The sequence below is a fragment of the Bacillus sp. B1(2022) genome, from assembly GCF_040259625.1.
GTDB lineage: Bacteria > Bacillota > Bacilli > Bacillales > Bacillaceae > Bacillus > Bacillus velezensis.
In genome coordinates this window covers 108067-131432 of record NZ_JANIFO010000012.1, presented here as the reverse complement: position 1 = coordinate 131432, position 23366 = coordinate 108067, and the positions used below count along the sequence as shown (strand labels likewise).

The window sequence follows — 23366 nt, the reverse complement described above, 5'->3', positions numbered from 1 at the left end:
CCCCCTCTTGTCGTATCTGTTTCTATTATACACCATTTGAACCTTAACGTAAACGTTAACTTTTTATGCCTGATAAACTTTGCTTGGACAAAACGTTTGTCTTTAAAGCGCCGGGAGACATCTGTGTAAGATAAAAAAGCCGGTATGACCCGCCATCTTTCTCGGGGGCCGTACCGGCTTTTCTTAATTCTCAAGTTCTTCAATTATCAGTGACAATTCGGTCCAGCGCTCCATCGCCGCTTCAAGCTCTTCAGCCGTTTTTGCCTGTCCGGCCATCAGTTCTTGAATCTTTCCGAAATCACTTCCCGCTTCAGCGATTTCCGCTTCCAGACGCTGATGCTTTTCTTCAAGGCCGGCGATTTTGTCTTCGATGCCGTCCCATTCGATCTGATCCTTATATGAAAGCTTTTTGCGCTTTTTCTTCGGCTCTTCCTCCGCCTTTTTCTCTTCGGCCGGCTGTTTTACCGCCGTCTTCTTCGCTTTTGCGTGTTCCATGTATTCACTGTACGAACCTTGGAAACGGGAAATGACACCTTGTCCTTCAAATACGATCAGGCGGTCAATGACGCGGTCAAGGAAATAGCGGTCATGGGATACGGTGATAACGACGCCTGGGAACTGTTCGATATAATCTTCGAGCACGCTTAATGTTTCCGTGTCCAGATCATTGGTCGGCTCATCTAAAAACAGCACATTCGGTTCCTGCATCAGTACATTCAGCAAGTACAGACGGCGCTTTTCCCCGCCCGACAGCTTTCTGATATACGTCTGCTGCATCGGACGCGGGAACAGAAAACGCTCAAGCATTTGTTCCGCGGTGATGACATCGCCTTCCGCCGTTTTGACGATTTCAGCCGTCTCTTTTATATATTCAATGACTTTCATATCGCCGTTCATTTCGCTGTGGTCCTGGGTGTAGTAGCCGATCCGGACCGTCTGCCCGATGATGATATTGCCGCTGTCAGGCTGAATTCTGCCGGCGAGGCTGTTTAAAAGTGTCGTTTTCCCGATTCCGTTCGGCCCGATGATGCCGATTCGTTCCCCCGGGATGACAAGCTCATTAAACTGGCTGATCAGCGCTTGGCCGTTATAGGTAATGGTGACGTTATCGGCTTCGATCACCTGTTTTCCGAGACGGTGGGAGCCGATCGCGAAATCGAGTGATCCGGAGACTGCCGGCCCTTTTTGCTCTTTGAGCGCCTCCGCTCTGTCCACTCTCGCTTTTTGTTTCGTCGAGCGCGCTTTCGCCCCTCTTCTGAGCCACGCCAATTCGCGGCGCAGGAGGTTTTGACGTTTTGTTTCTTTCTGCTCCGCCAGCGCTTCCCGTTCGGCCCGTTTTTCCAAGAATACTTCATAGTTTCCTTTATACGTATAAAGGCTGCCTCTCTCAAGCTCGTAAATTCTGTTCGTCACCCTGTTCAGAAAATATCTGTCGTGCGTGACAAGCATAACGGCGCCCGGATATTGCGATAAGTAGCCTTCCAGCCATTCAATCGTTTCATTGTCCAAGTGGTTTGTCGGTTCATCCAAAATCAGCAGGTCGGCCGGCTGGATGACGTTTTTCGCAATCGCGACGCGCTTTCTCTGGCCGCCGGACAGCTCACTGACATCCTTCATCAGATCGGTGACGCCAAGTTTGGTTAAAACCGTTTTGGCTAACGTATTCGCCTCCCACGCATCATTCGCGTCCATTCGGGCCTGCGCATCAAGCAGCTGTTTCTGGCGCTGGTCATTTTCCGGTTCTTCATTCAGCGCCTGAAGCGCTTTTTCGTATTCTCTCATCGTTCTCATGACGGCTGATCCGCCGGAATAAATATGCTCAAGTACGGTTTGTCCGGCCGGAAGATCAGGGTCCTGATGCAAAAACTCAATATGCACGTTTCCTGAAGCCGTAATCTCGCCTTCCTCCGTTGATTCAAGGCCGGCAATGGTTTTCAGAAGCGTAGACTTCCCCGTTCCGTTCGGGCCGATTAAACCGATTCTTTCATTCTCTTCAATATGAAAGGAGATATGGTCGAATAATGTCTTATCTCCGTATGTTTTATAAAGGTTTTCCGCTTTTATGATGCTCATGGTTCCTATCAATCCTCACGTAAGTTCATGTGTTCATTTTAAATCAGGCGCTGGAATAAAACTAGTAAAAGGACAGACAAATTTCTTGGAAGAGATCATTTTGTCCGAAGAATGTTTCCGCCTCTCCTTTTATACACTGGAGGGGAAGAGGTGATGACATGATCAGCGTCAGTTTGTGCGTTATCGTGAAAAACGAAGAGGAAGTGCTTGCGGGCTGTCTTGATTCCGTCAAAGACATTGCGGATGAAATTGTGATTGCTGATACGGGCTCGACCGACCGGACGAAAGAAATCGCGGCCCGTTATACGGATAAGATTTATGATTTTGAATGGATCGATCACTTTGCGGCCGCCCGTAACTTTGTGTTTTCGAAAGCGGAAATGGATTATATTCTGTGGCTGGACGCCGACGATATATTGACGGAAAAGGACCGTGAAAAGCTGATTGAACTGAAGGCGTCGCTTTCAAAAGAGGTGGACGCGGTATCCATGTATTATCACGTCGGCTTTGATGCTCGGGGAGAGGTCAGCTTCAGATACCGCCGCAACCGTCTCGTCAAGCGTGAAAAAGGATTCCGCTGGATCGGAGCCGTGCATGAGTATCTTGAAGTATACGGAAACATCATAGAAACCGATATTGCCGTCACACACCGGAAATCCGCGAAAAAGCACTCGCCTCCCTCAGACCGCAACTTGAAGATTTATGAGAAAATGGCGGAAAACAGTGAAACGATGACACCGCGCGATTTGTTTTACTTCGCGAATGAATTAAAGGATCACGGCCAGTATCAGCGCGCCATCACGTATTATCACCATTTTCTTTCCACAAAACAGTGCTGGATTGAAGACGAGATCAGAACGTGCCAATATCTATCCGATTGCTACAGGGCGGTCGGCCATGAAGAGGCCGCCATGACGTCTCTCTTAAAATCATTTCTGATCGATTGTCCGCGACCGGAGTTCTGCTGCAGGCTCGGCGACTATTTTGCGGAGAAACGGCAATACCGGCAGGGCGTGTTTTGGTATGAGCTCGCCCTATCCGCCAAAAGCAGTGATGCAGGCTTTACCCAGCTCGAATATTCCACCTGGTATCCCCATCTGCAGCTCTGCGTCTGCCACTGGCAGCTCGGCGACAGAGAAAAAGCGAAGATTCATAACGACAAAGCCGCCTCCTATCATCCGTCACATCCGAGTGTCCTGTATAATCAAAACGTGCTCGGCACATAACATCAAAAAAAAGAGCTGCCCCCGTATGAAGGGCAGCTCCTTATTGATTACGCTGTCGGAATTCCTCCGCTTACACTGTAAATTTGGGATGTCACATAGCTCGATTCTTCTGAGGCCAAAAAGACATAAATTCCTGCTAGCTCCGCCGGCTGTCCGGCACGCTTTAATGGAACGGCCGGTGTTTCCTTGCCGAATTTCGGAATGTTTTCACCGGGCTGTCCTCCCGAAATCTGCAGAGGCGTCCAGATCGGCCCCGGCGCTACCGAGTTGACTCTGATTCCTTTATTCGCCAGCTGTTTTCCTAAGCCGATTGTAAAACCGATAATGGCATGTTTCGTCGCGGCATAATCCAACAGCATCGGGCTTGGATTATACCCTTCTACGGACGTTGTCGTGATAATAGACGCGCCTTCCGGCAGATAAGGAAGCGCGGCTTTGACGAGCCAATACAGCGAGAATACGTTGACTTCAAATGTTTGATAGATTTGTTCTGTGGCAAGATCGCTGATATCATCCACTGCCTGCTGTTTGCCGGCGACAAGAGCGAGCGTGTCAAGACCGCCAAGCTCTTGATACGCTTTTTCCGCCAATTCTCCGCAAAACGCTTCATCGCTTAAATCTCCCGGCAGCAGAACGGCTTTTCTTCCCTCTTTTTCAATTAACGCTTTCACTTCTTCAGCATCCGGCTGTTCCTCAGGCAGATAGTTAATCGCCACATCCGCCCCTTCCCGGGCATAAGCAATCGCGGCGGCCCGGCCGATACCTGAATCGCCGCCGGTGACGAGGGCTTTTCTTCCCTTCAGCTTGCCGGCTCCTTTATAGCTCGTTTCACCGCAGTCCGGCACAGGCTTCATCTCTTTCTGCAAACCGGGCGGTTCTTGATATTGTTTTGGAAATTCATCATGATCATATTTCGTCAGCGGGTTGTGCAGATTTGCATCAGACATACAAGACTCTCCTTTATCATTGGTGATGTATTCGTATGTGTACCCCTGAGCATGACGGATCAAACGTGTAAGTGCAGTTTCCGATTGGTAAAGGGAAAACAAAAAAGGAGCCCGTAAGCTCCCTTTTTTTATGACTCTCCGAGTACGTTTTCAGCCATTTTCGCTAAATGCTGGGCGCTTCCCGAAATTTCCTGCATCGTGGCAGAAATTTGTTCAACCGCCGCCGCTTGGCCGTTTGTGTTCTGGTTGATGGATTCAATAGAGTCCTCCAGCCCTTTCAGCAGGCTGTGGATTTTTTTCGTAATCTGGTCAATTTGGCCGACGTTGTCTTTTGAATGAGTGGCAAGCTTGCGGATCTCATCCGCCACCACGGAAAAGCCCTTGCCGGATTCTCCTGCTCTCGCGGCTTCAATGGCCGCATTCAAACCGAGCAGATTGCTTTGATCCGAGATGCCCTTGACAGTGACGGAAATGTCGGCGATTTCTCCCGCGCTTTCACTGACTTGTTTCGCCTGAGCGGAAATCCCGGTCATCTGTGCTGAGAAACCGCTGATGGATTCTGAGATATCCGCGATGGCCGAAGCGGTCTGTTCCACGACGGCGGACAGGCTTTCAGCGACATCGTGAAGCTTGGCTGATTTTTCAAGGCTGGTGCCGAGACCGACGCCGCCGATGACTTTTCCGTTTTCATCGTGAAGCGGAATCGCTCTGGCGATCAGCGGAAATCCGAACAGCTCTTTCGGCACCATGCTTGTCTTCTTCTGATTCATGCGGATCGCGTCTGTAATGATGTCCCCTTTTTGCAGCGGGTCTCCCGGCTTTACATTAAGAGAAAACGTTTTAGCCGGAATATTCACGATTAATTTTTCTGTATCATAAATTCCGATGGTGATGTCATCTTGGATCAGGCTGTTTAAAAAAGGCGCAACTTTGACAAAAGCGTCAAGCAGGCTGTGCGTTTGCTGCTCCGTCTGTATACTCATTTCTTTCACTCCTTCTTAATATGGGAATTGCCGTTTTTCATGCTGAACCGAAATCCATTTCAGCGTGGTGAATTCTTCAAGGCTCCATTCGCCGTTCAGCCTGCCGAGACCTGATTGTTTCTCGCCGCCGAACGCGACGTTCGGTTCATCATTAATGGTCGTATCGTTGACGTGAATCATGCCGGTTTCGATCCGCTTAGCAAACTCAACGCCGCGCTCAACGTTTGCCGTATGCACGGCTCCGCTTAAACCGAACGGTGTCGCGTTTGCGATGCTTACCGCTTCCTCCTCCGTTTCAAACGGCATGATGCAGACGGCCGGTCCGAACAGCTCCTCCTTCGCAATGCTCATCTCAGGTTTCACATCTTTTAAAATGACGGGCTCAGCGACCGTTCCGCTGAATCGGCCGGACAGCACCGGAACCGCTCCCTCTTCTATCGCTTTTTCGACAGACCGTCTCAGACCTTCCGCCTGTCTCTCATTGATTAAAGGGCCGATAACCGTATCAGGGTCCATCGGATCGCCGACTTTCAGCGATGACACTTTCGCTTCGTAAAGCTCTGTAAATTTGTCATATACAGATGTGTGAACGAGCACGCGGTTCGCCGACATACAGATCTGGCCTTGATGCGTAAACCGGCTGAATACGGCCGCATTGACGGCGTATTCAAGATCAGCATCCTCAAGCACGATCAGCGCGCTGTTTCCGCCAAGCTCCAACAGCGGTTTTTTAAAGTGTTTGACCGCAAGCTGTCCGATATAGCTGCCCACTCCGGTTGAGCCTGTAAATGAGATTATCCGCGGGACGGGATGCTCAACAAAGCTGTCGCCGATCTCCCCGATATCCGTCACGATAACATTCAGCAGCCCGTCCGGTACGCCGGCCGCTTCAAAAATTTTCGCGATAAGCGTTCCGCCGCAGATCGGTGTTTCTTCATGAGGCTTCAGCACGACGCCGTTCCCCGCGCCGAGTGCCGGCGCAACAGATTTCATCGAAAGGAAAAACGGGAAATTAAACGGGCTGATCACTCCCACGACTCCGGCGGGTATTCTGTACAGCCTGTTTTCTTTTCCGCCAATCGTGGACGGGAGAATTTTCCCTTCCATCCGCACCGGAAATGTTGCGGCTTCTTTTATCATATTTTTGACAAGTCCGATTTCAAACTCAGCCTTCAGCCGTGTTCCGCCAAGCTCCTCCATGATTAAGTAAATAATCGCTTCTTCGTGCTCTTCAATGAAAGAAACGGCTTTTTCCAAAATGGCCCGCTTTTTAAAAGGGTTTACTTTGTCCCATTCTTGTTTCGCAAGAGCCGCGGCGCGATATGCCGCATCCACATCATCAGACGTCGCTTTTTGGAATGAGGTGATGACTTTTTGAGTATAAGGATTTCTGTTTTCCAATACGTTCCGGCTGCTCCCATCCCTCCATCGGCCGCCGATAAACTGCTTATTTAGTTCTTCATATTGAAACATGTAAAACATCTCCCTTTCACCGAAACTTGAAATTAGTTGATGAGTCATCTTTTGTATCGGTCTTAAGGTGAGAAAATTGAACTATTTCACAATAAAATTCCCGTTCCTTCCGTGCATCGACGCTTTTTAGCTTTGTCCTTTTAAAGTGGAAAATTCTTTAATTGACTGCGAGAAATTTCGACAATATAATACAAACGTCAGTGTATATAATGATAAGAATATTATGAATTTTCAGGAGGACTCATATGTCTTTACTATTTCGGAAAAAGCCGCTGGCCGACTTAAAGGCTCAGAGCAAACAGACCAGCCTGTCCCGCTCGTTAAGCGCTTTTGACTTGGTTTTGCTCGGAATCGGCTGTGTTGTCGGCACGGGGATTTTTGTGATTACCGGGACTGTGGCCGCGACAGGCGCAGGACCGGCTTTGATTCTGTCGTTTGTGCTCGCGGGCCTTGCCTGCGCGCTCGCCGCGTTTTGTTATGCTGAATTTTCTTCATCCATTCCGATTTCAGGCAGCGTATATACGTATTCATATGTCACTCTCGGGGAGTGTCTCGCGTTTTTAATCGGATGGGACTTAATGCTTGAATATGTCATCGCGCTCGCCGCCGTCGCAACCGGCTGGTCATCCTATTTCCAGTCGCTTCTTGCAGGTTTCGGGCTGCATCTTCCGGAGGCGCTGACCGCCGCACCCGGCAGCAAAACGGGTGCCGTGTTCAACCTGCCGGCCGTTATCATTATTTTGGTCATTACCGCGATTGTTTCAAGGGGCGTGAAAGAAAGCACCCGCTTTAACAATGTCATTGTATTGATGAAAATTGCGATCATTCTGCTGTTTATCATCGTCGGTTTCGGCTACGTGAAACCGGAAAACTGGTCGCCGTTTATGCCGTTCGGAATGAAAGGCGTCATCACGAGCGCCGCGACCGTTTTCTTCGCGTATCTCGGATTTGATGCCGTGTCAAACGCGTCGGAAGAAGTGAAAAACCCGCAGAAATCAATGCCGGTCGGAATCATCGGCGCGCTCGCCATCTGCACCGTCCTTTACATTACGGTATCGCTCGTCCTGACGGGAATGCTTTCGTACACTAAGCTGAATGTCGGAGATCCGGTATCTTTCGCGCTCCAATTTGTCGGCCAGAACAAGATAGCAGGCATTATTTCCGTCGGCGCGATTATCGGGATTACAACGGTCATGCTCGCTCTGCTTTACGCTCAGGTGCGCCTTACATTTGCGATGAGCAGAGACGGCCTTTTGCCCCGCATGTTTTCCAAGGTTCACCCGCGTTTTAAAACACCGTTTCAAAACACATGGGTGACGGGGATCGTTGCCGCCGGGATCGCGGGTTTTATTGATTTGGGAACCTTGGCGCATCTCGTCAACATGGGAACCTTGGCGGCCTTTACGGTCATTGCGATCGCCGTCATCGTTTTAAGAAAGAAACATCCGGAGATCAAATCTTCCTTCCGTGTTCCTTTCGTGCCTTTTGTGCCGATCATCAGCGCATGCTTATGCCTGTATCTCGCAAGCAGCCTGCCGGGCGTGACATGGCTCGCCTTTGTCATCTGGATCGCCGCCGGGATCGTCGTTTATATGATGTATTCGAGAAAACACAGTTTGTTAAATAAATAAATAAAAAGGGAGGCTCTTTTTTCTGTTTGAGAAAGAAGAGCCTTTTTTGCACTTGATAATTCATTCACCTTATGAATAATATGGTGTATGCTTCGTTTACATAAAAAGGAGGAGAATCACTTTGGCAATTGCCGCCCCGCTTAAAGAAAAACCTGTCCATCGTCCCGAGACAACCATGTATTCTATTTTGTTCATTATCGGGATCTGTCATTTGCTGAACGATTCACTGCAAGCGGTGATTCCGGCGATGTTTCCGATATTGGAACGTTCCATGAATCTTACATTTACGCAGCTCGGAATTATCGCCTTTACGCTGAATATGGTGTCTTCCGTGATGCAGCCCGTCATCGGCTGGTATACGGATAAACGCCCGATGCCGTATGCTTTGCCGCTCGGACTCACCGCAAGCATGCTCGGCATTTTAGGTCTCGCGTTCGCCCCGTCTTTTCTGACGATTTTATGCTGTGTCTTTTTTATCGGCCTTGGCTCCGCCGTCTTTCATCCTGAAGGATCGCGTGTCGCCTACATGGCCGCCGGCGAAAAGCGCGGCTTGGCGCAATCGATTTACCAAGTCGGAGGGAATACCGGCCAGGCGATGGCGCCCTTGATTACCGCGCTGATTCTCGTTCCGCTCGGTCAATTCGGCTCTGTCTGGTTTACGCTAGTCGCCGCAATCGCTGTTCTGTTTCTCATTTATATCGCCAAATGGTATAAAGGCCGCCTTATTCATTTGCGCGCCGTAAGTAAAAAATCACCGGCCTCCGCTGTGCAGACCGTGATTACAAAACCGATTATTCTCGCCCTTATCATGATTATCTTCTTAATTTTCGCGCGCTCCTGGTATGTGAGCGCGATCGGCAACTTTTATACGTTCTATGCGATGAATGCCTATCATGTCAGCATTCAGCAGGCACAGAGCTACATCTTCGTCTTTTTATTTTTCGGAGCTGTCGGAACGTTTCTCGGCGGGCCGCTTGCAGACCGTTTCGGAAAGCGGAACGTCATCATCGTTTCGATGATAGCATCGGCTCCCTTGACGATTTTCCTTCCGTTTGCGGGACCTGTCATCGCCTATGGCGTATTGGCGCTGATCGGTGTTGTTCTGATGTCCAGCTTCTCCGTGACTGTTGTCTACGCGCAGGAGCTTGTTCCAGGCAAAATCGGAACGATGTCAGGGCTTACGGTCGGGCTCGCCTTCGGAATGGGCGCGATCGGAGCCGTTGCGATCGGAGCTCTTATTGATTCAGCGGGATTGACGCCGACCATGACTGCCGTCGCCTTTCTGCCCGTTTTAGGTCTGCTCGCCTTTGTCCTGCCGAGCGACAAAACATTAAAAGAATGGCATTCATAAAAATAATCCCTGCCGAAAAGGCAGGGATTTTATGTTTCAACCGTATAAAAATGAGTGTCAGGAACCGCATATTTCGGAATAAACCCGTCTCTGAAATCAGGAAACGCTTTTTGAATTTCATCAATCCATTTTTTTACGTTTTTGATGTACGGCACGTAAATCATATTGACTGTCGCCTCGTCATCAATGTGATAGTACCAGCACAGATTGAATTCGTTCTCCGTGACGAGCGTAAAGCCTGAAAAATGATAAAAAATCAGCGGGGTGTCATTGACATATACAGCCCCGCCGCGCAGGCTGACGTCATATTGCTCAATATTCCACAGCGCCGCATTCGCGCCGATCGACTCCGTGACATGAACGTCTTCAAACTGCGCGGGCCACTTTTCAACATACCTTTGATCACCGTATGTCTTTTTTTCTTCATTCATCTCCACCGTACAATAGGAGATGCAATCCTGCCTCCACTGCCAGACCGCCCGATACGCTTCCCCGGTATTCCGCGCGCCGACAAACCCGGTGTTGTACTGCCCTGTCAGCTTGTAATAAGACGCAAACCGTTCTGAATTGCGGTGATCCGTCAGAAAAAGGGAAGCATCCGGCTTTTCCGCAAACAGCTCGCCCGCATCTGAGAAGAAAAAGAGATCGGTGTCCAAGTGGGCAAAATATTCGGCTTCATCATACTCCGTCATCACATGGAACAGAAATGCCGGCTTCAGCGTCCAGCAATATTCATGAAACGTCCGGCCGCCCTTTGCTTCAAGCAGCTCCGGGTCCTCCATTTCATGGAGCTGAACCGCCGTGATATGTTCCCACGGCACCTGCTGAAGCAGTTCGTACGCTTTCTGATCGACACACAGCACATACAGATGAAAATCCCGGCAATGCTCATGGAGAGAATGAATCATCGGCATCAGTTTAAAGATATGCGTTCTGGAAACAATGGTTGAAAAATGATATTTACTCACCATATCACATCCAATTTATTTAAGATCCACATGCAGTAAATCAGCAGCCAGCGCTTTGAACGCCCTTGCAAAGTGCGTGACGCCCAGCTTTTTTTCCGCTTTTGCCAAAAGCTTTCCGACCTCCGGCAGATTGAAGCTGTTCGCCGTGATACGCGGGCTTTTCGTCTTCCAGTCCGGGTCGAGGTTGCGGTCTTTAACCGCGTGCAGCAGCTCGAGGAAAATGTGCAGCAGGCTTTCATATTTCTCATAATCAAGCAGCACTTCGATGTCTGCCATCATGCTGTTGGTTAACTCCGCGTCAAACGGGCCGTTAAACGCGAGGTGCACGTCAAGCGAATGAATGTCATTGTACTTGTCGCACATGTACGCGATATTCGCCCTGATATCATCAACGGAAGCGCAGTTGCTCGGATGCTCCTGATGGACGCTCATGATATCGCGCCGCAGCTGAAATCTCATTCCCGACTGATGAAGCCTGATGCCGAGATCATAATCTTCAAAGCCGTATCTGACAATGCCTTCATCAAACAGGCCGAGATCTGCCACGTGCTGTCTCTTGACTGACGAATTGTTCGTAATGAAAAAACGCCACGGCAGACGGTAGCCGTTCAAATCATCTCCGTATTTTTCCAAAATGCTTTTCAGCACACGGATAAAGTCGGTATCTAAATCAAAGCATTGGTCAAGAAAACTTCCGTCTCTGATGTCACTTTCATCAAGGAGCGGCTCTTTATCGCCCGGCAGCTCTTCATACAGTTCGGCGAGTTTCTCTTTATGCTCTTTTTCAAAACGGTCATAATAAAAGCTGTAAATCCGCTTCCAGAACATACCGCATACGACAAGATCGTCCCGGTTCTCATGAGCCTTGATATGCTTCGCCACCAAATCCTTTTCGGCAAGCATGTCGCTGTCATGGAAGATCAAAATATCGCCTCTGGCATTGCGGACCGCCTGATTCCGGCCGTAAGCGATCCCTCTGTTTTCTTTAATTCTCACAAAAATCAGCGGAAAATTCGCGCTGAATGATTCAAGCATGGATAAGGTTCCGTCTTCCGAACCGTTGTCAGCCACAATCACTTCGAACGGCTCTGTGCATTCCTGTTCATTCAGGGACAGCAGGCTGTTATAAAGCCGCTCCTTGGAATTATATGCGGGAACAATGACGCTTGCCTTCACTTTTCGTTCACTTCCTGTATATGATCATTTATTTGTTATCATCCTCAGATGCAAAGCCGCTGAACTCCGGGCAGACGGCGCTGACCGTCCCGATCACCCGCTTCAGAATGTCCTGATAAAGCTGATGGACAAACGGAAGATCGGTTCGGTCCGTCTCATGAATCTGCCGAATGTCGCCGGCTGTAACGATCCGGTATCCGCTGAAATGATAGAAAATCAGCGGACTTCCGTCTTCGAGCACAAGACGCCCGTCCTTCCATGAAAACGTGTGGCGGCCGTAATTCCAATGGCCGATATTCACGCCGGGCGTGGTGATGTCACACACATTCGGGAACAGGCCGGACATGTAATCCAAGTAGCCTTGATCTCCGAATTTTCCTTCGCCCGGCGCATTTTTGCATTCTTCCAGGCAGCGTTCTTTCCACCATCTGAGACAATCTGTGCCGGCACTGTCGGTTTTGAAGCTGAGAAAACCGGAATTATACCGGCCTAAAAGACGTTGCAGCATGTCGATTTCCTGTTTTCCAAATGAGGGAATGACGATATCGCCCCGTGACAGAAGCACCGAACAATCCGGCTGATTGTCAAAAATCGCGCGCGGATCAGCGAAGAAAAACAAATCGGCATCAATGTACGTGACACGCTCTAATTCCGGATGTCCGTCCAGCACGAATTCGAGAAATACCGGCTTCACCGTCCAGCAGTATTCGCTCTGATCCCTCGTCCGCTTCAGTTCAAGGAGCTCCTCATTTTCCAGTGCGGACACCTGAATCAAGGTGACATTATCCTGCCGCATTGCCTGAAGCACGTCATAGGTGTCTTGGTCCATACACAAAGTAAAAATGGGGGCGTCCGCCTGAACCGCTTTCAATGAGCCGAACAAAGCGATAGCCTGATACAGCCTTCCTTTTGATAAAACTGTGCAATATGCGCTTGTCACGTCTTTCTCTCACCTCTGTTTCTGTTACTTTTGAAAAAAGGCTTTATACCATTCGATCGTTTTTTCCAATCCTTCATCAATGGTATGCGCGGGTGTCCAATTCAGAAGCTTCCTCGCCTTTTCCGCCGATAAATATTGGTGCTTGATTTCATGGCTTCCCTGGTTGAGCACTTTCGGCTTGAGGTCACTGTCCATGGCCTTAAGAATTTTTTCTACAAGCTCCAGCACCGTCAGCTGAATCTCATTGCTGAAGTTGAACGCTTCTCCCGCAAGATTGAGCTCCTCCATCTTTTCCGCCAGCAAAAGGTATGCCTCGACCGCATCCTCGATGTAAAAATAATCACGGATAAATGTGCCGTCGCTGCGGATTTCCGGCGCTTCACCGTTCAGCACGAGCTGAATCGTCTGCGGAATAATCCGGTTGAAGTTCAAATCTCCGCCGCCGTACAAGTTGCCGCAGCGCGTAATACAGACCGGAAGTCCGTACGTATTAAAATATGTGTGGCTTAACAAATCGGCACAGCTTTTTGATACGTCATACGGATGTTTGCCTTGAAGAGGCATGTTTTCATCGTACGGCAGTGTCGGCTGGTCGCCGTACGCTTTATCACTGGACGCGACGATCACCCGCTTGATGAGCGGATGCCTGCGGCACGCTTCAAGGATGTTCCATGTGCCGAGAATATTGGCTTCAAATGTGGAAATCGGATTACGGTTTGCGACGCCTACGATCGCCTGAGCGGCTAAATGAAAGACCGTGTCAATTTCATATTCGCCCAGCGCCCGCTCAATCACATCCAGATCTTCAAGCGCGCCCTGCACGATATTCATTTGCTTCACTTGTTCTCCCTGATACAGGTTCGACTTGGGCACAGTGTCACGGACAAGTCCCGTCACATTGGCCCCCTGATCGATCAGTTCCTTCACCAAGCAGCTTCCTAAAAGACCTGTACATCCCGTCACAAACACATTTTTATTTTTCCAGAAACTCAAACTTGATCACCATACCTTCCATACATGTTGTCCCCGGTCCCACATCTTGTTGATTTCCAGCAGGTTTTTATACGTATCGATCGCCGTCCAGAAACCGTAATGCCGGTATACCGCCAATTCGCCGTCTTTCGCCAGCTCCTTCAGCGGTTCTTCTTCAAACATGACATCCCTGTCTTTCGGCAGATAATCAAATACCTTCGGGCTGAGCACGAAAAATCCGCCGTTGATGATGCCGTCACTTGAGGTTTTTTCAGAAAAGCTTTTCGCCATACCGTCTTCAACCGTCAGCGTTCCGAATTGCGAGGTCTTTTCTATACCGGTGACGGTCACCGCAGCCCCTTTTGATTGATGATAGCTGATCAGATGAAACAGGTTGATGTTGGCCAGTCCGTCCCCGTACGTCATAAGAAAGGTTTCATCACCGATGATGTCCTTCGCCTGTAAAAGCCGCCCCGCTGTCTGCGTGTGTTCCCCCGTGTCTAAAAAAGTGATTTTCCACGGCTCGGATTTTCCCAATATCCGCACTTCTCCGGTAGAGCTGTCCAGCGTCATGCTGTGATTCTTCCAGTCATAATCTAAGAAATATTCCTTAATCATCTCTCCTTTGAAACCAAGAAGCAGGATAAATTCGTTCACGCCATAGTATTGATAGAGTTTCATAATATGCCATAGAATCGGTTTGCCGCCTATCATGGCGAGCGGTTTGGGACGTTCATTGGTGATTTCGCTCATTCTCGTTCCTTTTCCGCCGCAGAGAATGACTGCTTTCATCTCTACCCCTCTTCTCTGTGAATATTGGATTCGAAACCGCCCGTATAAGAGAAACCAACCCGATAATTTGTCCGATTCTCTATCACCGGTTTCAAAATCTACTGTAAGATATGAGAGATTGGCGCCCTTTGTGACCAAAAGCTCTCTCTTTTTTCAGATTGGTGAAGATACACACAAAAAAAGAGCCTTACGGAAATTCCGTAAGGCTCTTTCTATTATTTATTATCCTGATTCAGCTTTTCTTTGCCGTAATGATATTTAGACGGATCAACCGGCGTAAAGTCGCTCAATTTGTGGAATCTGAGCAAGTCTTTGTACATCACGCTGTCAGACAGCTTCAGCTGCTCTGTGACTCTGGCTTTCAGGTTTTTCGTTTCCTGATTGCCTTTCAGTTCTTTTCCTGTCTTCGTATCGTATACGACATTGGAGATGGAAGTATATTTCGGCGTGACGTAATCTCCGTTACGGAACGTCACCGTATCATCATGGTCTTTCGAGAAGAGATCGGTGCCGAAATTAATATATTTCTTAGAATCGATGCCTTCCAAGTGAAGGATCGTCGGCACAACGTCCATTTCACCGCCGTACGTATGGTTCACCCCGCCTTTTTTGCCGGGGATGCGAAGCATAAGCGGCACACGCTGATTCTGCGCGTTTTGATAAGGCGTAATTTCTTTGCCGAGAATTTCTTTCATCGCGCGGTTATGGTTTTCAGAGATTCCGTAATGGTCTCCGTAAAGCATAATCACCGAGTTGTCATATAAACCGGATGACTTCAGGTCTTTAAAGAACTGTTCAAGCGCCTCGTCGAGATAACGCGCCGTCTGGAAATAGTCATCCACAGTCGCGTCGCCCGTTTTCGCTTTTTCGATCGTTGCGTCTTTTTCATCAAGCGTAAACGGATAATGGTTCGTCAGCGTGAGCAAATGCGCGTAGAACGGCTGTTTCAGCGATTGAAGCTTCGGAATGGATTCTTTGAAGAATGGTTTATCCTTCAGTCCCATATTGACAAGGTTGTCATCAGACATATCGTATGTGCTGGCGTCAAAGAATTTATCGTAGCCGATATGTTTGTAAATCTGGTCACGGTTCCAGAATGATTTGTAGTCACCGTGTAAAACGGCGCTTGTATAGCCCTCACTTTGGTCAAGGATGGCAGGAAGCGATTGATACGTGTTTTCCCCTTTTGTCACGAAGGCTGATCCTTCAGGCAGTCCGAACAGGCTGTTATCCATCATCAGCTCGGCGTCAGATGTTTTACCTTGGCCCGTTTGGTGGAAAAAGTTATCAAAGTACGTCATGTCCTCTCCGCCGCGGGCGAGTTTATTCAGGAACGGCGTGACTTCTTTTCCGTCAAGTTTGTAGTTGATCAAAAACGATTGGAAGCTCTCCAGGTGAATCTTAATGATGTTTTTGCCTTTGGCCTTGCCGAAATACTCGGCGTTCGGCTTCGCATAATGCGACGATGTGTAGTTTTCAACGCTCGTCAGGTCATCGCTGCTGGCATATGCCCGCTGTGATTCCGTCTGCGCCGTCTGTACGCCGTCATAAATTGTGTAATTATAAAGGCCTAAGTATTTTACAATGTAATTGCGGTCAAACGTTCTTGTCAGCAGCTCCGGGCGGTCCTCTTCGGCAATCGCCAGGTTCACGAAGAACAAAACAATACCCGTCACGATAATTAATGACGTATACCGTTTTTTCAGCTTGAATTCCTTCAGCTCACGTCTCCACACCAGAAGCGCGATTAAAATAATAATATCAACAAAGTATAAAATATCATGGCCGGACATAATGCTGAAGATGCCGTCTCCCATATTTCCCACATTACCGGATTGCTTTAAGTTCGGGAATGTCAAGAAATCATCGAAGAATCGATAGAATAGGATATTTGCATACAAAATAAACGTCATGATGAAATCAATAATCACCATGATAATCGCTGATTTGCGGCCTTTCGCAAACAATGCCAGTCCTAAAAAGAAAATGGCGCTTGAGAACGGATTGATCACAAGCAGAAACTGCTGCGTCGGACCCTTCACCCCAAGGTTGAATTCAGCATGATAGGCTAAATACGTTTTGGCCCAAAACAAAATAATAGCCAGTACAAAAAAACTAAGTCTGTAAGAAAATAATTTCTTCATGGCAACCTCTACTTTCCTAAACACTTTAAATCTGTATTCTTACTTTTTGCTTCAATTCCTGCTTTCCGAGCAAAACGAAAGCATCACACAGCCCCATAAACACACCATTTAAAAAAACGATATATTTATCATTCGTGTCATGCCCATTGAACATCTTATCCCGCCAGCCATTAGACGCAGGATATCCGTTCTTCGTTTCACATTTTTTTCTGGCATTAAAAGGTACCGTATCAGACCCGGTCTGAAAATAGGAGATACCAAATATAAGAATAACACAAACTTCTAAAAACGAAAAATGAATATCAAAGACAGCCGCCCAACAGGCGGGCTGAAGTTATTGTATGCAAAGGGGTTGAAAAACTTGAAGGTTTTTTTGGCTGATGTAAAAAAAGGACTGGAGTCATCCAGTCCTTTTCATCAAATCGGTCAAATCCCCGCCCAAACATCTTTTGCGTAAATGCCTTTTGTCTGGAGGTCCAAAAGCCATTCTTGCGCTTGCCGTTCGTCTGTTTCGCGGACCGACTGATACGCTTTTTGCAGCGTTGCCTCTACATCGGGCGCCATTTTGCTGCCGTCGCCGCATACGTAGAGGTGCCCTCCCCGGCCGAGGATGGAAATTAAAGCGCCGGCGTCTTTCGCCATTAAGTGCTGCACATACGTTTTCGGTACGCCTTCTTTGCGGGAGAAAGCCGTATGAAGCGTCACGATTCCGTCTTTTTCATAAGCTTCAAGCTCGTCACGGTAAATAAAATCATGATCGTTTCTGCATCCGAAATACAGATGAGCCTCCCCCAGCTCTTTTCCTTCTTTTTTTAACGCCGCCCGGGCCTGCAGAAATCCGCGGAACGGGGCGACTCCTGTGCCGGGACCGACCATAATAATCGGTTTTTCCGGATCTTCCGGCAGCCGGAATCGTGTTTCCGGAGTGCGGACAAACATCACGATACCATCCTCAGGGCCGCGGTCCGCTAAATAATTCGAAGCGACTCCGCGATACTCACCCAAACCGCTCCGGGCGGGGCCGCGAACGACGCCGACGGTAATTGAAGCCTGCCCGGGATGTTTCCGGGGCGAACTTGAAATCGAATAATACCGCGGCTTCAACGGGCGCAAAAGCTCCAGAAATCGCTCAAACGGAAGTTCACACGCTTCATATTTTTCAAGGAGATCGAGCATCGAGACGCGCGATGTTAAGATTTGCTCCTGATAGACGCCCTCCTCAAGAAAATCTTCCAATTCCCGTTTGTGCGGCGGGCAGACCGTATAAGCGGCCATTTCCCGGATTTGAGCCCTTGATGCCGCTTCCTGCAATTCGACACAGCTGCTCAGAAGATCATGCAGCCTGACCGGCCGATCGAGCGGGAGATGAGCCGCGCTCTGTCCGCTGGCCGTCAGCAGCACTTGATCATTCCCGTTCAGATTGAACCGGCGGAGAACACGGCTGACCTGCTCTTTGCTGTTTACCGGCAGCACGCCGAGATGATCCCCTTCATGATAGGCAGCCTCTTTCGGCAGAGTGATTTCGATATGCCTTGTGCTCCGGCCGCTTTCCGGCGCCTGAAGTTCCCTGTTTTCCGCAACGGATGCGTAAACCGCTTCATACGTCTGTGCCAAAGGAGACCCGCCAAGCCCGCTGACAAATTGAAGGCCCAGCGCACTTCGCTCTTTTTCGGCATTTTCATTCAGCTTGAGACCGAATGCCTTCATGGCGTCCGTCCACATGCTTTTTTTCCATTCATCAAGCTTTCCTTCAAAATCGCCGCTGACGTCCCCCTCGCCTCGGGAGGAAAAGCGTTCCGCCCCTTTTTCGGCAAGCTTCTCATCAATAAGCCTCGGTACAGCCTGATATGTCGCCGCCCAGTTATGATCACCGCAGCCGAAGACGGCATATCGGACGCCTTCCAGTTCCCCGGGTTTGACTTCTTCAAGCCATTGAACGAATTGTCCCGCGTTGCTCGGAGGCTTTCCGTTATAAGAGGACGTAATGATCAAGAGAGCTCCTTCTTTCGGCAGTTGTCCGATCCGGTCATTTAAAGGCGCCGTTTCAGTCCGGACGCCGTGCATCCCGGCAGTATCGGCAAGCTCCCGCGCCACGCCTTCTGCGGTTCCCGTATCTGAGCCGTACAGAATCAGAAGCGGTCGGTTATCAAGCCCGATAATGGATGCGCCTTTTGTTTCCCGTTTTTCTTTTTCGACGTCTTCCGCCGCTTTTTCAGCCGCCGGGAGAGCAGCCGCCACGGCTTCTTTGTTTCTCGGCCGCACCCGGATATGAAAATCGTTGGGCTTGAGCGTTAGTGTCTGTTTAATATCGAGCTCATAATCGGTGTGATCGATAAAGGTAAAATGCTGCAGAATCATCCCCAGAACAAGAGTTGCTTCATGCAGGGCGAACTGCATACCGATACACGCCCTCTGACCGTTTCCGAACGGCTTATACGCATGGTGAGGCACTTGATCAGGATGTTCAAACCGCTCCGGATAAAATTCCTCCGCATTGTCTCCCCACGCGTCTTTATCACGGTGAAGCTGGGGAATTAAGACGGAAATTCTGTCTTTCGGCGTAATCGGATATTTCCCGCCGATCACCGTATCCTCTTTCGCATAAAGGCTGAACGCAGGCGCGGTCGGCCATAAGCGCAATGACTCCTGCAAAATCATTCGGATATAGGTAAGCTCCAGTACTTGTTTATAAGAAGGAACGGGATCGGTCAAAACCCGATCGGCTTCTTCATAGGCTTTTTCCAAAACACGGGGATGTTTCAGCAGAAAATAGATGGCAAAGGAAAGCAGGCCGCTGGTCGTTTCGTGGCCGGCAATTAAAAACGTGATGATTTGAAACCGGATATTTTCATCATCAAGTTTTTCGCCCGTTTCCGGGTCTTCCGCATTCAGCATTCTGGCCAGCAGATCCTTTTCATCCCGGCCGCCTGACCGGCGCTCTGCGATAATACTGTCTACTAACGAAAACATCGCCTGAATGTCATGATGAAATTGGCGCTTCGTCCTGATCATAAGCTTATCCTGAACATCAAGGCGCTGCATTTGGTGCATCGCTTCATCAAGGGCGCGCACCATACTGTTGATAAACGGATGAGGCGTTTCCCTGTAATAGCTGTTAAACCGATAGTTAAAGCCGCAAAGCCCGATCGTATCAAGCGTCAGCCGGGTCATATCAGCAGGCACATCAACGGCCTCATCCGGGTTCAGCCTAGCCCATTTTTGAATCAGCTGCACCGCGATATCAGTCATCATCGAATGATAATCTTTCATCGCGCGCTGGCTGAAGGTCGGCATCAGAATATTATGCGCCTTTCGCCAGTTAGGCTCATGCGTCCAGCTTGTAAACAGCCCGTCACCGGAAAACGCCCGGACTTTCTCTAAAGCCCCTTCAATGCTTTTATCGAACCGCTCTTCATCACAAACCTCTTTCACCAGTTCATGGCCGGACACGACGATAATGGCGCCCGCCGGCGTATGCAGCTGAAAAATAGGCCCTTGCTCGTTTGCCAGTTTGATCAGCGACATTGTAGGCTTGTCTTTATCAAGCAAAGGAAGATTGCCGAGCGGGCCGAATGTCTTCGGCTGCGGAATCGGACCTGTTTCCTTCATAAATAACACCCTTTCTTACACGTTGATGCGTTCCTTCCAACTACGGTGCCCTTTTCACCGGCCGATTATCCGCCGTCACGGATCAATCATCGGATTGACGATCGATAACGGTTTTTTCTATACTGGAGAGGCTTGTTAAATACAGAAATAAGGTGAGTTCACATATGGATTTTGAAATCAAGTTTTTATCGTTTTATGTCATTCAAGTGGAAGGAAAAGACGAACAGGCAAACAAACAGTTCAAACATTTCCAGACCCTTGACACGGAAGAATTTGAAGAAAGCGAGCTGAAGGATTTTCTTGACGGGGAATTGAAGAAAATCGTCAAACGGAAAGCCGAACGGCATCCGCAATCCGAGCAAGTCCCAACAAAAATCGGCCATTTTATCACGGAGCCGGGCCATGAGCTTGATTCAAATCCGAATTACAACTTTTTCAACCGCGCCAGACTTGCGGATACGAAGGAAGCATTTATCGAAGCAAGCGAGCAGTTCGTCCGCACTTACCTTGACACGAGTGCCGTGCGCGGCGGTGTTTTTATCGTGGCATCTGCCGTTCCGCGCAAGTATTTTGAAGACAAATTCGTCTTTATGATGAAATGCGATTTCGAGCCGAAGGTCGCCCGCATCTCAGACGCCTCGTCTCTCATTAAAAAGGTCGAAATGGCCATCACGACAAAAAACATGAAAAGCATTCAATATCCGTATATGCCGGAAGAAGGCATGACGGAAGAGCATGAGCTGAAAATCCACCAGGCCTCGCACGCCCGTTATTTCGAAGATTTTCTCAAATTTGTCGAATACGGCGAATCGATGCCGGAAATCATGAAAAGCCAAGTCATGAACATGGTGCAGGAACACGTGTATGAAACGTTTGAAGAAAACAGCGAAGAGCTTCAGCAGTTTGAGCACGACATTGAAATTTGGGAAGCAAGTGAAAAGCGGGAAATTCAGGAGCGCCTCGACACCCATCAAGTCATCGAGGCATCCGCGCAGATCATTGAACACACGCCGGAAGCCGAGCTGAAAATGAAAGTCGGAGAAACAGAGATTAAAGGATTACTGGCTGATTTCGGCGAATCCATCCATCTCGCAAAAGTGAACGGGCGCTATGTCGCGCTCATTGAGGCGGAGACGATCTCGTTTGAAAAAGGCAGTTCGCCGGTGGAGTTTCACAAGCCTGAGGGGCTGCATGAGGTAATTGAACGGATACGGAATAAATCTGAACAAGACTGACAAAAGTCCAGACGCCATGTTCTGGACTTTCTTTATTTAATAAGGCTCTTTGAGCAATCGATAGCATTCACTGATGATGTCTTGGACGCCGGGCGTTCCCTTTATCTCGCGGCGGACGATTTCAGATGAGAGATTCTGCACCTGTAATGCCCGCTCCGCCCGTCTTTCGAAGTATGCTTGACATGCAGTTTCATGGTTTTCGTGTTTTTGCAGTTCTTCACTAAGCACAATCGCGTCTTCAATCGCCATCGCCGCTCCCTGGGCCAATGTCGGCGCTCCTGCATGGACGGCATCCCCGCCCAGAACGACGCGGCCTCTGTGCCACGGTTCTTTGACCGCCATCTGCTCAATCTTATGAAACAAAACGGGATATTCCTTTGACATATTCTCTGTCACAAACTTTACTCCCGGAATTCCGCGCAGCAAGTCTTTCACCCGTTCAAAACGCGTGTCCTCGTCATCCCTGAAGTCAGCGTCATACGGCCGGATGATAAATACGTATCCTGTTTTTTCAGAGAGCGGCACGACTCCGACCTGCGTCTGCCCTTTTTTATACATCAGTGTCGAATCATGAAATATCGGCTCGGGAAAAGAAATGTAAAATCTGTGCGCTCCCATGCCGAGATACTCTGTTTTCACTTCTCTTTGCAGCATTTGATCGCGGACAGCGGAGCGGATGCCGTCAAAGCCGGCGAGGATGTCAGCCGTCATCGCGGTTCCGTCTGCACAATGCACCGTTATGTCATCTGCCGTTTCTTCGTAAGACACGACTTTTTTACCGGGCAGAATCGTGACCCCCGCCGCTTCAGCATGCTTTTTGAGGATATCGTTTAACATTTGCCGCAATATATTATTCCGCCCCGGCAATGAATCATCTAAAAACGCCTCACTCACTTTAAACTGCAGCGTTCCGTTTTCATCATGCTGCTTCAGCCATTCCGTTTGAAAGCCGTGTTGACAGCATTCATCATACACACCGATTTCCCGCAGCACCCGCAGCGCATTTTGGGGCTGGAGAATGCCCGCTCCGCTTTTTCGCATGTCGGACGCCGCCTCGCAAAGGGTCACTTCAAAACCCGCTCTGCCGAGAGAAATCGCTGCGGACAGGCCGCCGATCCCTCCGCCCGCTATGATGATCTTTTTCACTTCATGGTTCATCACGATACCGCCTTCTCTATTTATTTATCATTCATTAACTATTAGCCACCTTACTATATAAGCTGAAAAACTGTCAATCTTTATAGGTTGCCTTTTGAATCCGGCAAGCTTATACTTTGAATCACTAAAATGGTACGGAGGCTTACAAAATGGAGTTGAGACATTTGCCGGATTACTCGCAGATTGCCGGACACGCTGAGATTTACGCCGATATGGATGCTGAATCATTGAAAACATTTTTGACGTTATTTGATATGTCTAAAAAAATGAATCAGGTCATGGAGCATTATTTCTCAAGTCACGGATTGTCCGAAGGGAAATTCAAAATTTTGATGTTTCTGTTTGACGCACCCGGACACAGCCTGAGTCCGACGGAGCTGGCGAAAAAATCCAATGTCACCAAAGCGACCATCACCGGATTGATCGACGGACTCGCACGGGACGGCTTTGTAAACCGCAGCCGGCATACCGGCGACAGACGAAAAATCAGCATCGAACTCACAAAAGAAGGAAAAGAAAAGCTGATGCTGTTTCTTCCCGGCCACTTCTCCAACATTTCAGGAGTCATGGAAAGCTTCACCGCTGAACAAAAAGCGGAATTGACAAAAATGCTTGAAGTATTATTTGATAAGCTTCTGCTGTTTTCCGGCGGCAGAACATAAAAAGGCGCCCCTCTCAGCAGGGCGCC

Annotated in this window: 17 protein-coding genes; 5 read left to right on the top strand and 12 right to left on the bottom strand. The window is 48.9% G+C overall.

Going from position 1 to position 23366, the window contains the following annotated elements:
- Positions 1-183: 183 nt before the first annotated feature.
- The gene (locus NQS30_RS18400; protein WP_069007117.1) at positions 184-2073 is read right to left on the bottom strand and encodes an ABC-F family ATP-binding cassette domain-containing protein; all 1890 of its coding nucleotides are present in this window, start codon (positions 2071-2073) and stop codon (positions 184-186) included.
- A 158-nt stretch (positions 2074-2231) separates the two neighbouring features.
- Between NQS30_RS18400 and NQS30_RS18395 the strand changes: the two genes are divergently transcribed.
- Entirely contained in the window at positions 2232-3299 is a 1068-nt protein-coding gene (locus tag NQS30_RS18395; protein ID WP_020953937.1) for a tetratricopeptide repeat-containing glycosyltransferase family 2 protein, read from the top strand.
- Between the two features lie 47 nt (positions 3300-3346).
- On the opposite strand, the gene NQS30_RS18390 is transcribed toward NQS30_RS18395, so the two are convergent.
- The 3 genes from NQS30_RS18390 to yfmT all read right to left on the bottom strand — a co-directional run bounded on the left by NQS30_RS18390 (position 3347) and on the right by yfmT (position 6702).
- The gene (locus NQS30_RS18390; RefSeq protein WP_218791518.1) at positions 3347-4246 is read right to left on the bottom strand and encodes an SDR family oxidoreductase; all 900 of its coding nucleotides are present in this window, start codon (positions 4244-4246) and stop codon (positions 3347-3349) included.
- Between the two features lie 128 nt (positions 4247-4374).
- Positions 4375-4779: a methyl-accepting chemotaxis protein gene (locus NQS30_RS21450; protein WP_369878808.1), complete on the bottom strand. Its 405-nt coding sequence runs from the start codon at positions 4777-4779 to the stop codon at positions 4375-4377.
- A 465-nt stretch (positions 4780-5244) separates the two neighbouring features.
- Positions 5245-6702 carry a benzaldehyde dehydrogenase gene (gene yfmT / locus NQS30_RS18380; protein ID WP_218791517.1) on the bottom strand — a complete coding sequence of 486 codons (1458 nt, stop codon included), beginning with the start codon at positions 6700-6702 and terminating at the stop codon, positions 5245-5247.
- A 245-nt stretch (positions 6703-6947) separates the two neighbouring features.
- Between yfmT and bcaP the strand changes: the two genes are divergently transcribed.
- Both bcaP and NQS30_RS18370 read left to right on the top strand, forming a co-directional pair.
- Positions 6948-8333 (top strand): branched-chain amino acid transporter BcaP, encoded by a 1386-nt coding sequence (bcaP, locus tag NQS30_RS18375; protein ID WP_007408953.1) that lies wholly within the window; start codon positions 6948-6950, stop codon positions 8331-8333.
- Between the two features lie 121 nt (positions 8334-8454).
- Entirely contained in the window at positions 8455-9684 is a 1230-nt protein-coding gene (locus NQS30_RS18370; protein WP_218791516.1) for an MFS transporter, read from the top strand.
- A gap of 29 nt (positions 9685-9713) precedes the next feature.
- On the opposite strand, the gene NQS30_RS18365 is transcribed toward NQS30_RS18370, so the two are convergent.
- From NQS30_RS18365 to NQS30_RS18335, 7 genes are all read right to left on the bottom strand, one after another.
- Complete coding sequence (locus NQS30_RS18365; RefSeq protein WP_007408951.1) at positions 9714-10652, bottom strand: putative nucleotide-diphospho-sugar transferase; 939 nt, start codon at positions 10650-10652, stop codon at positions 9714-9716.
- Positions 10653-10667: 15 nt separating this feature from the next.
- On the bottom strand, positions 10668-11828 hold the full coding sequence (locus NQS30_RS18360; protein WP_007408950.1) for a glycosyltransferase family 2 protein: 1161 nt from the start codon (positions 11826-11828) through the stop codon (positions 10668-10670).
- Between the two features lie 28 nt (positions 11829-11856).
- Positions 11857-12768: a putative nucleotide-diphospho-sugar transferase gene (locus NQS30_RS18355; RefSeq protein ID WP_007408949.1), complete on the bottom strand. Its 912-nt coding sequence runs from the start codon at positions 12766-12768 to the stop codon at positions 11857-11859.
- 24 nt (positions 12769-12792) lie between these two features.
- Complete coding sequence (locus tag NQS30_RS18350) at positions 12793-13761, bottom strand: GDP-mannose 4,6-dehydratase (protein ID WP_012117042.1); 969 nt, start codon at positions 13759-13761, stop codon at positions 12793-12795.
- A 6-nt stretch (positions 13762-13767) separates the two neighbouring features.
- A complete protein-coding gene (locus tag NQS30_RS18345) occupies positions 13768-14532 on the bottom strand; it encodes a glucose-1-phosphate cytidylyltransferase (RefSeq protein WP_015239357.1) in 765 nt (254 codons plus the stop codon).
- A gap of 215 nt (positions 14533-14747) precedes the next feature.
- Positions 14748-16676 carry a lipoteichoic acid synthase gene (gene ltaS, locus NQS30_RS18340; protein WP_003155677.1) on the bottom strand — a complete coding sequence of 643 codons (1929 nt, stop codon included), beginning with the start codon at positions 16674-16676 and terminating at the stop codon, positions 14748-14750.
- A gap of 426 nt (positions 16677-17102) precedes the next feature.
- Positions 17103-20285 carry a bifunctional cytochrome P450/NADPH--P450 reductase gene (locus NQS30_RS18335; RefSeq protein WP_124693143.1) on the bottom strand — a complete coding sequence of 1061 codons (3183 nt, stop codon included), beginning with the start codon at positions 20283-20285 and terminating at the stop codon, positions 17103-17105.
- A 164-nt stretch (positions 20286-20449) separates the two neighbouring features.
- On the opposite strand from NQS30_RS18335, the gene NQS30_RS18330 reads away from it, so the two are divergent.
- Complete coding sequence (locus NQS30_RS18330) at positions 20450-21520, top strand: DUF3900 domain-containing protein (protein WP_124693144.1); 1071 nt, start codon at positions 20450-20452, stop codon at positions 21518-21520.
- 36 nt (positions 21521-21556) lie between these two features.
- Here the strand turns inward: NQS30_RS18330 and NQS30_RS18325 are convergent, their stop codons facing one another.
- The gene (locus NQS30_RS18325) at positions 21557-22678 is read right to left on the bottom strand and encodes an FAD-dependent oxidoreductase (protein ID WP_124693179.1); all 1122 of its coding nucleotides are present in this window, start codon (positions 22676-22678) and stop codon (positions 21557-21559) included.
- Positions 22679-22827: 149 nt separating this feature from the next.
- Here NQS30_RS18325 and NQS30_RS18320 point away from each other — a divergent pair, with 149 nt between their 5' ends.
- Positions 22828-23340, top strand: coding sequence for a MarR family winged helix-turn-helix transcriptional regulator (locus NQS30_RS18320; protein WP_043021005.1), 513 nt, complete (start codon positions 22828-22830; stop codon positions 23338-23340).
- Positions 23341-23366 lie beyond the last annotated feature (26 nt).